14 protein-coding genes are annotated in these 12,632 nt (G+C 37.5%); 4 read left to right on the top strand and 10 right to left on the bottom strand.

From position 1 onward, the window contains the following. Positions 1-144: 144 nt before the first annotated feature. From LMC10_RS00755 to LMC10_RS00725, 7 genes are all read right to left on the bottom strand, one after another. Positions 145-528, bottom strand: a complete 384-nt coding sequence (locus LMC10_RS00755; RefSeq protein ID WP_003674201.1) for an Asp23/Gls24 family envelope stress response protein — start codon at positions 526-528, stop codon at positions 145-147. Positions 529-545: 17 nt separating this feature from the next. Beyond that, positions 546-737 (bottom strand): hypothetical protein, encoded by a 192-nt coding sequence (locus LMC10_RS00750; protein ID WP_078009053.1) that lies wholly within the window; start codon positions 735-737, stop codon positions 546-548. Between the two features lie 15 nt (positions 738-752). Beyond that, on the bottom strand, positions 753-1,298 hold the full coding sequence (gene amaP / locus LMC10_RS00745) for an alkaline shock response membrane anchor protein AmaP (RefSeq protein WP_229268659.1): 546 nt from the start codon (positions 1,296-1,298) through the stop codon (positions 753-755). Between the two features lie 182 nt (positions 1,299-1,480). Then, positions 1,481-3,010, bottom strand: coding sequence for a gluconokinase (locus LMC10_RS00740; RefSeq protein ID WP_229268658.1), 1,530 nt, complete (start codon positions 3,008-3,010; stop codon positions 1,481-1,483). Between the two features lie 50 nt (positions 3,011-3,060). Further along, positions 3,061-4,080, bottom strand: coding sequence for a LacI family DNA-binding transcriptional regulator (locus LMC10_RS00735; protein WP_163621992.1), 1,020 nt, complete (start codon positions 4,078-4,080; stop codon positions 3,061-3,063). A gap of 82 nt (positions 4,081-4,162) precedes the next feature. Beyond that, positions 4,163-5,506 (bottom strand): gluconate:H+ symporter, encoded by a 1,344-nt coding sequence (locus LMC10_RS00730; RefSeq protein ID WP_229268657.1) that lies wholly within the window; start codon positions 5,504-5,506, stop codon positions 4,163-4,165. Between the two features lie 12 nt (positions 5,507-5,518). Next, positions 5,519-7,051 carry a gluconokinase gene (locus LMC10_RS00725; protein WP_229268656.1) on the bottom strand — a complete coding sequence of 511 codons (1,533 nt, stop codon included), beginning with the start codon at positions 7,049-7,051 and terminating at the stop codon, positions 5,519-5,521. 226 nt (positions 7,052-7,277) lie between these two features. Here LMC10_RS00725 and LMC10_RS00720 point away from each other — a divergent pair, with 226 nt between their 5' ends. After that, positions 7,278-7,811 carry a GNAT family N-acetyltransferase gene (locus LMC10_RS00720; protein ID WP_229268655.1) on the top strand — a complete coding sequence of 178 codons (534 nt, stop codon included), beginning with the start codon at positions 7,278-7,280 and terminating at the stop codon, positions 7,809-7,811. A 43-nt stretch (positions 7,812-7,854) separates the two neighbouring features. Here the strand turns inward: LMC10_RS00720 and LMC10_RS00715 are convergent, their stop codons facing one another. Both LMC10_RS00715 and LMC10_RS00710 read right to left on the bottom strand, forming a co-directional pair. After that, the gene (locus tag LMC10_RS00715) at positions 7,855-8,166 is read right to left on the bottom strand and encodes a hypothetical protein (RefSeq protein ID WP_003666102.1); all 312 of its coding nucleotides are present in this window, start codon (positions 8,164-8,166) and stop codon (positions 7,855-7,857) included. Positions 8,167-8,305: 139 nt separating this feature from the next. Continuing rightward, positions 8,306-8,536 (bottom strand): hypothetical protein, encoded by a 231-nt coding sequence (locus LMC10_RS00710; protein ID WP_003667978.1) that lies wholly within the window; start codon positions 8,534-8,536, stop codon positions 8,306-8,308. 196 nt (positions 8,537-8,732) lie between these two features. Between LMC10_RS00710 and LMC10_RS00705 the strand changes: the two genes are divergently transcribed. After that, a complete protein-coding gene (locus tag LMC10_RS00705; protein ID WP_003666104.1) occupies positions 8,733-9,008 on the top strand; it encodes a hypothetical protein in 276 nt (91 codons plus the stop codon). Between the two features lie 61 nt (positions 9,009-9,069). Here LMC10_RS00705 and LMC10_RS00700 read toward each other — a convergent pair whose 3' ends face one another. Beyond that, the gene (locus LMC10_RS00700; RefSeq protein WP_229268654.1) at positions 9,070-9,561 is read right to left on the bottom strand and encodes a DUF805 domain-containing protein; all 492 of its coding nucleotides are present in this window, start codon (positions 9,559-9,561) and stop codon (positions 9,070-9,072) included. A gap of 181 nt (positions 9,562-9,742) precedes the next feature. Here LMC10_RS00700 and LMC10_RS00695 point away from each other — a divergent pair, with 181 nt between their 5' ends. Further along, positions 9,743-10,411 carry a pilin gene (locus LMC10_RS00695; protein WP_229268653.1) on the top strand — a complete coding sequence of 223 codons (669 nt, stop codon included), beginning with the start codon at positions 9,743-9,745 and terminating at the stop codon, positions 10,409-10,411. Positions 10,412-11,109: 698 nt separating this feature from the next. Further along, positions 11,110-12,309, top strand: coding sequence for a hypothetical protein (locus tag LMC10_RS00690; protein ID WP_229268652.1), 1,200 nt, complete (start codon positions 11,110-11,112; stop codon positions 12,307-12,309). Positions 12,310-12,632 lie beyond the last annotated feature (323 nt).

Here is a 12,632-nt window from a genome sequence, read left to right as displayed (position 1 = left end):
AATATGACATAAGTAAAGCCACGTCCATAAGAAGCAACCAGAATAGGCCTCCAACGCCCGGTAAAGCCGAATGCTGGAGGCCGATGTTGCATATGAGAGCTTCGTGTTGAAAACGAAGGTGCCCGTGATGCTTTGCTCGTTCCCTTATTTTGTATCTTTTTTTACTTCTTCTCTTGTTTTAACATCATTGATATGTAGCTCAAACTTAACTAAGTTTAAACCAGTCATCTTATTGATTGCATGCTGCACCTCAGAACAAACAGCTTTAAAAATTTCTGGAGCGCTTTTGCCATATTCGATGGTAGCTTCCATTTTTAATGCGACTTGCTTTTCACCAACATCGGCATTAATACCCTTGGTTGGATTGCTTCCGGAAGTTACTTTGTCCGCTAATTCACTAAACATATTTCCATCCAGGGAAAGGATTCCAGGAACTTTGCTAGCGGTGATCCCAGCAATTTTCTCAATTACTTGATCATCGAATGTTAATTGCTCATCAATTGTTTTATTATTTGTAGTGGTTGTCATATTAATTCCTCCTTGAATTAGTTGGCAAATTTATCTAACATTTTTATCGCAAGTTTATTTAATGAATAGCCCTTTGCATCAAGAATATAGCCAATTCCGCCCAAGATAGTGACAGCTAATAGAATACCGATCATTGGGAAAAAGCCCCACATAATCCAACTAATACTGATGAGCAATCCTAATATAACGCCAATTGTAGCAAGTTTCATGGAGTGCCTCCTTTTTTAGACAATGTTAACTGATTCTCTGTTTGAGTAGGGACTTAGCTTAATGTGTAATTTATTAAGATCAATGTCGAAATCTCGTTTTAGGTTCTCTTTAATTGTCTGGAGTAGTACTGTATGAATTAGTTTTGGATTGGTTCTCTTAGAGAGCATTCCATGAATGGTAACGTCTGCATTATGATTATTCCGGTGCATTTTGAGGTTAATCACTGGGTTATAAAGGTCAAATTTGGCAATTGAAGTAGTTAAGCTGTGTTCAACTGCATGCTGATCAATTTGAACTTTATTAGCACCATCTTTAGCGATTGTCATTTGTTTAGTTGTTGTGGGACGAAAAACAGCAATTGCTATTACGGTTAAAGCAACAATGATTAAAAATACTGCGACTCCTGCTGAGAAACTTTGACCGATGGGGCTATGAAGCCAATCATTAACTGGAATCGTCCAAGTTTGGTCACGATAAAACCATAGCGATACGACAACAATTCCAACGATTACCTGAAGCATCATTACAAATGAAACCCACCATTTTTTCCATGCGGCCATTAGTACCACTTCCTTTCTATAAATATTTTTTTACCATAGATTAATAATAACATGGGTGGAAGCGATTTACATCGATTTGAAAAATACTAAAGGTAATATTAAGAACCTGTTAACAGAATAATCATAATTAAAAAAATCGATCTTACATCGGAAAATGATTGTAAGATCGATTTTTTGATTCTTTAATTGTTTTGTCGTTCTTGTAGTTTAGCGATTTCAGAATAAGCAGGAGCAAGCATATCTTCAATTTGTTGGAAGAGTGGAGTATAGCGTTGATATACTTTTACCGCGGCTGGATCTGGTTGGTAAGAACTAACCTTGCCAATGAACTTCTGTGGTGTATCAAGACTATCGATCATTCCCAAACTTTGCATAGCCATAACTACTGACCCGAGGCAGCCAGATTCAAATGAGTCAGGAACGTTAACTGGACAGTTTAAGATATCAGCAAGCATTTGGCGCCATACTTTTGAGCGAGCAAAGCCACCTGTTGCAGTAACGCTCGCTGGTTCACCGACTAACGCTCGTACTGCTTGGAAGACTGTTGCAATGTTCATGCTAATTCCTTCCATAACTGCTCGTAGCATATCAGCCCGTGTATGGATATGAGAAAGCCCAAAGAAACTACCACGCGCTTTAGCATTCCACAATGGGGCTCGCTCACCGCCAAGGAAAGGATGAAAGAGAAGCCCGTGCGCACCTGCTGGGACCCCTTCAATAACATGATTTGCTAAAGTATAAGGATCCACTTGTTCATTTTTAACTGCGCTACTATCAACAAGGTGTTTTACTGCCCATTCATAGACATCGCCACCGTTATTAAGCGGGCCACCAACGACCCACAATCCCTTATTAATAGCATAACAGAAGAGGCGGCGTTCTGGATCAATAACAGGATGGTCAGTTACGACTCGTACAGCTGCAGAAGTACCGATTGTAATTGCTACTGTATTTTGCTTGGTTGCACCAACACCGATATTTGAAAGGGCACCATCGTAAGCACCATAGATAAATGGCGTATCAGCGGGTACTCCTAATTTTTCTTGGGCTTCGGGCACTAAACCAGTTGCTTGAGTTGTTCCATCGACAATTTCAGGCAGTTGATCTTTGGTTATCCCTGCAACCCGAAGAGCCTGGTCATCCCAATCACAAGTTTTAAGGTTCATCAAGCCAGTTGAGGAAGCGATTGACATATCAACCTTAAATTCATTAAATAACCGGTAGAAAAGGTAAGCCTTAATATCAGCAAAATATGCTGTGCGGCTAAATAAATCTGGTTCGTCTTCCCTTAACCAAAGGAGTTTTGTCAAAGTTGACATGGGGTGAACAGGAACTCCCGTCTTCATATATAATTGTTGTCCTTCAGTCATCATCTTAAGGTTGTCTGCTGCGCGCTGAGCACGACTATCTGCCCAGGTGATTAACCGTGAAAGAGGTTTCTTATCTTTATCTAATAAGAGGAGACTTTGGTTTGCACTTGAGATTGAAACTGCTAGTAGTTTCCCCGTACTAAGGTCAGCTGCCGTAGTCACATCATGGATGGCTTGTTCAGCAGCATTGATTACTTCTTCTGGCTCTTGTTCTGCCATTCCCGCGGCATTACGATGCAACTCGTAGCCATAATTAGCTTGTGTGATCACCTGCGCATTTTGATCATATAAAACAGCCTTTGTGCTAGAGGTTCCAACGTCAACACCAATTAAGTAGTTCATTTATTGTTCTCCTTTAAAACTCAATTTAATTCTCTTTGTAATATTATATGCTAAAGTGACTGGTGTGCAATGATTTCAACTGGTAAAAGGGTAGTGGAACTGATTGTACTTTGTTGGTTAATCTGTGTTAAAAGCTTATTAGCTGCTAAGCTACCCATTAACTCCATATCTTGCTTCAACAGAAAAATTCCATTAGCGACATATTGCGACCATTCCCAGTCATCGAAGCTAACTAAGCCAAGATCATCAGGGAAAGAAAGGTTTAGTTCTTTAAAAATTGCTAAAAGGTCGAATAAAATAGGTCCCATTAATGAAACGACAGCAGTTTTGCCTTTGAGCTCATTTAACTGTTGCAGAAACGTTTTAGCAAGCCATTGGCGATCATGTCCACGGGTTTCAATATTGTGATAGCTTAGCCCATTATCAGCAGCAGCAACCTTTAAACCGGCAATTCGAGGAATTTGACCCGATGCTTCCGCAAAATGAGCGCTGACAGTTAAAATATTTTGATAACCATTTTGATACAGGATTTTACCGAGATTATAACAAGCATCGCGATTAGCAGAAGTAACCTTACCAACTGTAGAAGGCTGGTCATCAACTTCACGGTCAACGATCACTAGTGGAATATCGTTATGAATAGCAGGAGCAAATTGACTAAAGTGCCGAGAATTAGGTTGGACAATAATTCCGTCAACTCGTTGTTGGTATAGTCGCTGAAGAGCACGACTTTCATTTTCCCGCGAGTTGTTCGTGTTCATGAGGAGGATATCATAGCCTGCCTGTTGCAAAACATCATCGATCCCTTTGGCAAGTAAAGATGAAAAGGGGTTAGAAATATCTCCAACGAGGATTCCAACAACGTGACTATGAGTTTGGCGAAGCTGTCGAGCAGAAGCGGTTGGAACAAAGTGAAGGTCTTTAATTGCTTTTTCCACCCGTTTCCGCGTTGCCGGGCGCATTTTATCATAACGACCATTAATAATACGTGAAACAGTAGTCACTGAAACACCAGCTGCTTTAGCAACGTCAGCGATAGTAGTATGTTGCGTCATTTGTTTATTCATCATCCTTAATAGTTCTACTATTATTAAGAATACCAAACCATACAAAAAGCGTCACTAGCTAATTCACTAGGACGCTTAAATTGACTTAGATAAATAATGAAATGGCGTAGACGGCTCCCAATCCAGCAAGGGCTAAGACGGAAGTAAGCGTTGTCCACGAAAGTAAAGTTTCCTTTAATGAAAGGCCAAAGTATTCTTTGATCATCCAGAAACCGGCATCATTAACGTGTCCACAAAAGACAGAACCGGCACCGATGGAAAGAACCATCAATGTTGCCATAATTGAGTTACCGCCAAATTGGTGAGCCATTGGAACCACAAGGCCGGCAGCGGTCATCGCAGCAACTGTTGAGGATCCAAGTGACATCCGTAATAAAGCAGTAATTAACCAAGCAGCTAGAATTGGTGAAATGTTAGTTTGAGCGAATAAACCAGAAATATATTTTGAAATTCCACCATCAACAAGAACTTGCTTGAAGGCACCACCACCACCGATGATCAAAAGCATTACAGAAATTTGCTTGATTGAGTCGGCAAGGGCGGTTGAAATTTCTTCCATTTTCTTGTTTCGCCATAATCCCATCGTAAAGATTGCGAAGATTAATGAAAGAAGCATTGCAAGGTCAGGTGCACCAATAAATTGAATGAATTCATTAACAGGATTGTTCTTAGGGAAAATAAATGAACAAATAGTAGCAACGGCAATTAAAATAACTGGCATCATTGCAGTTAGAACGGAGATACCGAACTTAGGCGTTTCGTCAAGCTTGAATTCTTTATATTCGCCAAGAACTGAAATATCAATATTTTTACGGTAAACACGCGGATAAACTTTTTGTAATACCCAGTTATAAACTGGACCAGCAATAATGATTGTTGGGATTGCAGCTAAAATACCAAGTAGCAAGACGTGTCCAAGGTTTGCACCAAGAATGTCCGTGATAGCAGTTGGAGCGGGGTGTGGTGGTAAGAAAGCGTGGGTGACGTTTAAGGTTGCTGCCATTGGAATACCAAGATACATCAATGGCATATCAAGCTCGCGGGCGATAATAAAGATAATCGGTAAAACAACGACAAGCCCAACTTCAAAGAATAATGCTAACCCAATGATAAAGGAAGCAAGGATAACAGCAACTTGGATCCAGCGTCGACCAAACTTATTAATCAATGTTGTTGCAATTCGATATCCACCACCGGCATCAGAAACTAATTTACCAAGCATTGACCCGAAACCAAAGATAATAGCTAAGTGTCCTAATTGGCCCCCGATCCCAGTTTCAATTGTCTGCGGAATTTTTGTAAGTGGAAGGCCGAGTAATAAACCAACGATGAATGATGTGATTACTAAACCAACGAAAGTGTTCATCTCTAGTTTAACAATCATGAAAATTAAGATAATAACCCCGATTAAAACAATAAGTAAAGGCATAATAATAACCCCCTAATGAGTAGTAGATTGTTGTTGTAATTTGGCGATGGTCGAATAGGCTGGTGTTAATAATCCTTCGACCTGCTTAAAAAGTGGTAAGTAATTTTGATAAACATTAACCGCATCTTGATTTGGTTGATAAGAACTGATATCACCAACTAATGTTTTAATGATTTCATAGTTTTCAATCATTCCTAAACTCTTCATTGCCATGGTAATTGCACCGAGACAACCAGATTCAAATGAGTTAGGAATATTGACCGGACAGTTTAATACATCTGCTAACATTTGCCGCCAAACTTCAGCTCGCGCAAAACCGCCAGTTGCAGTTACGCTTGCAGGATTACCGACAAGATCACGAACCGCTTGGAAAACAGTTGCAATATTCATACAAATTCCTTCCATTACTGAGCGCAGCATATCGGCACGGGTATGAATGTGGGAAAGCCCGAAGAAACTACCACGCGCATTTGCATCCCATAATGGTGCCCGTTCACCGCCAAGGAATGGGTGGAAAAGCAAACCGTGAGCTCCAGCAGGAACACCTTCAATAACCTGGTTAGCAAGGGTGTAAGGATCAATGTTTTCATTTTTAACTGCACTAGCGTCAACTAAGTGCTCAACAGCCCACTGATAGACATCGCCACCATTATTAAGCGGACCGCCGATGACCCATAAACCTTTATCCACGGCGTAACAAAAAAGTCGTTGCTGAGGATCGATCACTGGATGGTCAGTTACAACCCGTACACCAGCCGAAGTCCCAATCGTAATGGCAACAGTATTTTGCTTAATTGCCCCCACACCTAAATTAGACAAAGCACCGTCAAAGGCACCATAGACAAATGGCGTGTCAGCGGGGATACCCATTTTTGCTTGCGCCGCTGCTGTTAGGCCAATCGCTTGGGTTGTTCCGTTCACGATTTCTGGTAATTGGGAACGGTCGACGTTAGCGAGTTCCAATGCTTGATCGTCCCAGTCACACGTATTGACATTCATCATTCCGGTACATGAAGCGATGGAAACATCAACCTTAAATGTATTGAAAAACTGGTGGAAGAGGTAGGATTTGATATCGCCAAAATATGCAGTTTGAGCAACCTTATCTGCTTGTGTCTTATTGAGCCACATAATCTTGGTCAATGGGGACATTGGATGAATAGGTGTACCTGTTTTAGCATAAATTTGCTGACCAGCAGGACTATTCTTTAATTCGTTGGCGACATCACGTGCACGGGTATCAGCCCAAGTGATGACCCGTGAAAGGGGATTGAAATTTTTGTCGAGCATAATCACGCTTTGGTTAGCGCTAGAAAATGATACCGCTAACAATTTTCCGTTTGTTAAATCTGCTTTTTGCGCTGCATCATGAATAACTTTTTCGACTGCTTCGACAATTGCAGTTGGATTTTGTTCAGCCATTCCACTAGCATCGCGGTAAAGGGAATAACCTTGGCTAAATTGATCTAACACAGTTGCATTTTGGTCATATAGAACTGCCTTTGTAGAAGTAGTTCCAACATCAACACCGATAAAATAATTCATTGTAGTAATTCTCCCTTTATTTATTTGAAAACGTTTTAGTTTATCGTTACACCTAATAATATAATATTAGATGTAAGCGATGTCAATAGCTTATTTAATATAAGTTTATCGATTTCCTAAATTTAAAAATAAAAAGTAATTGCATATGAATCTCGAGGTGTGATACTATTAGTTGCTTAATTTGTTATGGTTTAGCTATAAGCAACGATTTTAAGGAGGGATTACAATGAAAATCCGGAAAGCAACAATGGCAGATTTAGATGTAGTAGTAGATATTTTACGTGATGGACGTAACCAGTTAGCTGAGCGGGGCGTTGATCAATGGCAGGGGGATTATCCGAACGTTACCCACGTAAAAGAAGATATTGAGAATGGTTATGCTTATCTCGTTAAAGCAGATGATGGACAAATAGTTGGCACGTTAGCAATTGTTGAAGCACCGGATCATTTTTATGACAAACTCAACGGGGAATGGCTAATTAATACTGAAAATTATGTTGTAATCCACCGCGTAGCTATTCATTCACGGCACGCAGGAAAAGGATATGCATCCAAATTATTTTTGAGTTTGATTGAGTATTTGGAGACCGAGCGTCCAGAAATCGAATCAATTCGTTTAAGCACAAATGAAAATAATATGGCAATGCAACGGATCGCAACTAAGAGCGGCTTTAAAAAAGTGGGGACCCTCCATGGCGCCTTTCGTCCAAGTGAGTTGTCTTATGTTTATGAACTGTTAACAAAAGTGCGTGTAGCATAAAAAAGAGGAAGGCGTTGAGCTTGTAACACCTTCCTCTTTACTTTTATTTTTCATTAATTTTCTTAGCATATTCGCGAGCGTTGTAAAGTTCGTAGACTACCCATGTTTCAATAAGGGTAATGACACAGATGAGAATAGCGGTATACATGTCTGGTAAAACAAACAGTAAGAGTAAGAAGATCCATGAAATCCATGACCACTGAGTTTCAATTGTGACGATTCGCTGAACTCGTTTAGTAGGTTCAATACGGCCAGATTGATTAAAAATGGTCCGAATTTGGTAAAAATAACGAACTTCAAAAATACTTTCGATAATAAAAATTGCTGTTAAGATGATTAATAAAATGTTCATCATAAATAAGAGCCCCTTATCTTTCAATTTATTTCTAATTTTAGAACTCTTGGGCAAGAGAAGCAATTTAGACAGTAAAAAAATAGGTCCCTATCAAAGATTGAGTGATAGGAACCTATTTTTAATTCTACATATCAAGAAATTAAACGTTCATTGTCTTACCATATTCATTATTAATGGTATCAACAACGTCCTTGGCATGCATATCATCTTCAACAACTGTTTCACCATCACGAAGAGTGTACTTTACACTTTCGTCCAAGTTATCAAAGTCTACATCATTACCATCTGCATCTACAAAATTGAACTTCGAATCTTGGAAGTTCTTAAGAGCATCTGCATTAATTTCCATGATTATGCTTCCTTTCGCCATTATAGTAACACTTAATTAACGAAAATTACAGGGTTAGGGTAAAAATATTATTATATTTTACAGGAGGGCACTTATTTTCTAATTAACTTATTCGTGTTTTTGCTCATTTTTTTGATAAACAGTTTTGACTAATCCTGTACATAATTTATAATATGAGTAGGAAGAGAATTCTTGGATTGAATAGGAGGAAATAGATATGTCATTGATGCAAAATACCTCAGAAATTAACAAGACTGATAAGCAGGTGTACTTAATCACTTTATTGCGGAAGAGTACAAACATGCCACAATACATTGACCACATGATTTATGAAACTGCAGAAGGTGGTCAAGAATTTATGGCGCGCTTAGTCGAAGCTTTTTCACGGGCAGGTTACCGGGAAAAGAAGCTTAGCGACGACAAGTACAACCTCGATAACGGACTTGATAAGATCACTTTACGGGGATCATACCAACCTATTTACAAGGGATAATTAAGGTTAATAACTAAATTAAAAGAGCTGATGCTACATTTGAAGGCACCAGCTCTTTTAATTAATCATCGTTTCGTAATGATGGAACAGTAATATCATTACCGTAATTAGCACTCCACCACCCATGCTTGCTGATATAGCCTGTTGGCAAGCAGAGAATCACTAAGAAAATTATATCAATGACTGAGGAAATAGTTTCCATCACTGCACTGTCGTTACTTGTAAAGATAAGGGAAAGTAACCAGAAAACTAATACAGTCCAGCCTGTCAAACCGGTATCGCGAACCCGTCGGACACAAATAGCAATTCCAGGAATAATAATAGCAATGGCGAATACTGCAATAACGAAGAGTAAGAAGATTAAGAACCCAACGCCATGATTATAGCCGTTCATAATCGAAGTGACAGAAGTAAAACCAGCGATTGCTAGTAAGAAATATAAAATAACAAAAATGATGAAATTAACCAATACTGGCCACCAAAAATCCGCCCGCGTTGAAGTAGCCCGGTACTTAAAGGCGTTTTGCCAGTAGTATTTGTAAGCTTCAAACATACAATTCTCCTCCTTTGATAGGTTATGGTTTGATTATAGCATTATGAAAATAAATATGGTAAATGATTGTAGTTTTCTGAAATTAATTATGATATGATAAACGAATATAAAAGACCAACCAACGCATTAGTTACGCTGATTGGCCTTTTGAGTTTTAAATATTAACTGAGGAGTTTTTCAAATGCAAATTATTTCAGACGCGCTATTATTAATAGTTTTCTTTTCATTAATTGCAGCTATTATTTATGGAATTCGTTGGTTTAGAAATCGCAAAAATAAGGAAAGCAAAGAGTATAAGAAGAATAAACGCTTTACGATCGTTTCGCTAATCGTACTATTTTCTGCGGTATGGTTTGTCGGATCGGTGGAAGATTATATTGATCAGCATTCTCAGCAGACGACGCAAACTGAAAAAAAGATTACAACTAATAATAGTCAAACTGAATATTTAGAAAATAAAGAAGATTTTATTCGCGTTTTTACATCGCTGGGGATTAAAACAGAGGATTTATCTAAAGCAGAAGGAAATGAATGGCGTGACGCTATCCGTAATGAAGGTGAAAATTTTAACGCCTCGACCTCAGTTAAAAAAATTGAAGATAATCATCGCAGTGAAATAATTAAAGTAAAGGAATTAAGCGATCAACTTCACCAGTTAGACCAAAAGATTCAGCAAAATGATTATCCTTCAAAGGCTGATAAAGAAACTATTCATGAAGCATACCTGAATTTAAAGCATTTTGCTACCCATGCAACTGATCTGGGAGGTAGTTTTAAAACTTATGTGCAAGAACATAACGATTTAGATCGTAAAATGGGTGACTCAGCAGAAGCTCTAAAAGATCTATAAGCTAAAACGACTAATCAACGGATTTTACTACGCTGATTAGTCGTTTTAATTTATAAGATAATTATAGTTACCATCATATCTAAATTTGTAAAAATTATGAAGTGATTATCATGGCGCATCGAATTAACAAGTGTAAAAATTGTATAACCAGAAGAAGTTATACTTTCAATGCTATGGCAGGTAAATCTTCCTTAAAAAGGACGAACATCTTGTGTTACAGAAAGCACAGGCAATCCTTTCTTTACGCTGCTCTCATTTGAGGTTAAATAATCACACTAAAGAAATAAACGTTTAGTTATCGAAAAAGAATATAAAAATTACTATATAATTACTTATGAATTAATATAGTGGATGAAAGAAATGCCAGAATCTAAAAAAGATCGGTCGAGAAAGTAACTACCTTAACATTACGTGACTTAAGTGGATTAGCCAGGTAAAAAGTGATTAAAGAATTGATAGCTGATAATGGATATGATGATTTGATGTGCAAACAAGTGTAGTTACCAAAGCAGGGGAAGATACAATTGACTAGCCAACTAATGAAATTTGGAATTTTTACTCGTTTATTAATTGCAATCAGGACATCTTAGAATTTTCTATGTATGAATATTTATTTATTCTTCCGAACAAACGTTTGTAGAATGATAGTAAATATGATAAAATTCGTTTTGAACATATGTTTGTGAGGAGAGATATATATGAATATTGAGAATATAGAATTAAGGTGGGATTTAATAGGTAATGGGTTAAAAGAACTTAATAGAAGTGAAATCTTAAACTTATTAAATGATTATTACAATACGGATAAAAAACTAAAAGGGATAGTAAAAGAATATCAGTTAAATTTAAAACCTACTCAGGTAGTTAAAGCATTCCCACCATTTATGACTGAGTTGAAGTGCCCGTATGATGGTGCGAGAATGTTACAAAAACTACCAAGTAGAACTTTTCCGGAAATAATGACTCGAAAAGAATATTGTCCAAAGTGTGGACATAAAAACATGGAAATGTGCAGATGTGATAATTGCATAGAAGAAGAGAAGAGTAAAAGAAAAAAGTGTCGTGAATTAATAGAACAAACATATTCACAGGAAAATCATGAGAAAATTTTACTGAGCTTATTATCATTAAAGGATAGGCTATATCTATCGGCATTGCTTAGGGCTGCGTTAAGTGAGGACGCGAAGGAAATTAAGCCAATTAAATTAAACGAAAATAAACTGGCACCGACTAAAGGAATGGAAAAGGACATCCTTAACTATTTAATAGATCGACAAATTATAAAAGTAGCTCCAGACTCGCCGTTAGAGGCATTTCCAGAGGATGGTCCTAATTATCCAAATACATATTATATTTACAAAGTTAATTATTTAATTAATGTTCAGGACGAGAATTTAGATCATGAGGAATTATTAAAACGATTAGAATATCCCTCAGCAGAAGAATATTTAAGCACACCAGAAGAATGCTTAATCCTTTGGAAAGAAATAGCATATCAAGAAGTTATTGAATTTTTAATATATCGAATGGATGCAGTAGGCTTTAAGTTCAGTCCTGGGAAGAAAACAAGACTAGTTATTGGCCAACTACTTGAAAATTTTTCGGTAAGTCAAATATGGTATTTTATTTATATTTCGGTTGCATATTCTTATCAATGGCGAAGGGAATCAGGAGTTAGTTGGAAACAAGGAGCAAATTCGGTAATAACAGGGATAGAGACTCGTGGTCAAAGGGCTATAGCAGAAGAATGGGAGGTTAAATCTTTTTCCAGAAATTTTAATCTTCCTGCAAGTCAATTAGCATTAGTTTTGTATAATAGTATTCTTCAACTTGGCTCAAATGGTTATAGGAAAGTACCAAGCAAAGAGATTATTCAAGAAAAATTGGAGAAACTATAACTTTCTAAAACAAAGTAAGTTCTTTAATACTTCCTTTGAAAGCGTTATAATTAACTTAACTGATCAACAAAGGGGCGATTAGATATGAAGTGTCCATGTCATAACTTATCAAAGAACCAAAAGATTGTTTTATTAACGCTTGTTGCAGGAGCCTTAATTTGGCCAATGTACTTGCTATATAAGCTGGCAAAGAAAAACTAATTTCTGGATATCTGTCAACTGGTATGGTTGACTAAAAATACTTCCTACGAAAATGTAGGGGGTATTTTTTTTACGAAAAAATACAATCGATTCTTAAAAAGAAAAATTTTTGATTGGCAAAA

The sequence above is a fragment of the Limosilactobacillus reuteri subsp. simiae genome (genome assembly GCF_020784875.1).
Classification (GTDB): domain Bacteria; phylum Bacillota; class Bacilli; order Lactobacillales; family Lactobacillaceae; genus Limosilactobacillus; species Limosilactobacillus reuteri_H.
Note: the sequence above shows the minus strand (reverse complement) of the source record. Positions and strands in the feature narration are given on the sequence as shown.

What these genes read in the sequence shown, in the direction of transcription:
- LMC10_RS00730 (WP_229268657.1), bottom strand. Translation starts at nt 5,506, where the DNA reads ATGCCTTTACTTATTGTTTTAATCGGGGTTATTATCTTAATTTTCATG.
- amaP (WP_229268659.1), bottom strand. Translation starts at nt 1,298, where the DNA reads ATGGCCGCATGGAAAAAATGGTGGGTTTCATTTGTAATGATGCTTCAG.
- LMC10_RS00750 (WP_078009053.1), bottom strand. Translation starts at nt 737, where the DNA reads ATGAAACTTGCTACAATTGGCGTTATATTAGGATTGCTCATCAGTATT.
- LMC10_RS00710 (WP_003667978.1), bottom strand. Translation starts at nt 8,536, where the DNA reads ATGGCGAAAGGAAGCATAATCATGGAAATTAATGCAGATGCTCTTAAG.
- LMC10_RS00735 (WP_163621992.1), bottom strand. Translation starts at nt 4,080, where the DNA reads ATGATGAATAAACAAATGACGCAACATACTACTATCGCTGACGTTGCT.
- LMC10_RS00700 (WP_229268654.1), bottom strand. Translation starts at nt 9,561, where the DNA reads ATGTTTGAAGCTTACAAATACTACTGGCAAAACGCCTTTAAGTACCGG.
- LMC10_RS00740 (WP_229268658.1), bottom strand. Translation starts at nt 3,010, where the DNA reads ATGAACTACTTAATTGGTGTTGACGTTGGAACCTCTAGCACAAAGGCT.
- LMC10_RS00705 (WP_003666104.1), top strand. Translation starts at nt 8,733, where the DNA reads ATGTCATTGATGCAAAATACCTCAGAAATTAACAAGACTGATAAGCAG.
- LMC10_RS00715 (WP_003666102.1), bottom strand. Translation starts at nt 8,166, where the DNA reads ATGATGAACATTTTATTAATCATCTTAACAGCAATTTTTATTATCGAA.
- LMC10_RS00720 (WP_229268655.1), top strand. Translation starts at nt 7,278, where the DNA reads ATGAAAATCCGGAAAGCAACAATGGCAGATTTAGATGTAGTAGTAGAT.
- LMC10_RS00755 (WP_003674201.1), bottom strand. Translation starts at nt 528, where the DNA reads ATGACAACCACTACAAATAATAAAACAATTGATGAGCAATTAACATTC.
- LMC10_RS00725 (WP_229268656.1), bottom strand. Translation starts at nt 7,051, where the DNA reads ATGAATTATTTTATCGGTGTTGATGTTGGAACTACTTCTACAAAGGCA.
- LMC10_RS00695 (WP_229268653.1), top strand. Translation starts at nt 9,743, where the DNA reads ATGCAAATTATTTCAGACGCGCTATTATTAATAGTTTTCTTTTCATTA.
- LMC10_RS00690 (WP_229268652.1), top strand. Translation starts at nt 11,110, where the DNA reads ATGAATATTGAGAATATAGAATTAAGGTGGGATTTAATAGGTAATGGG.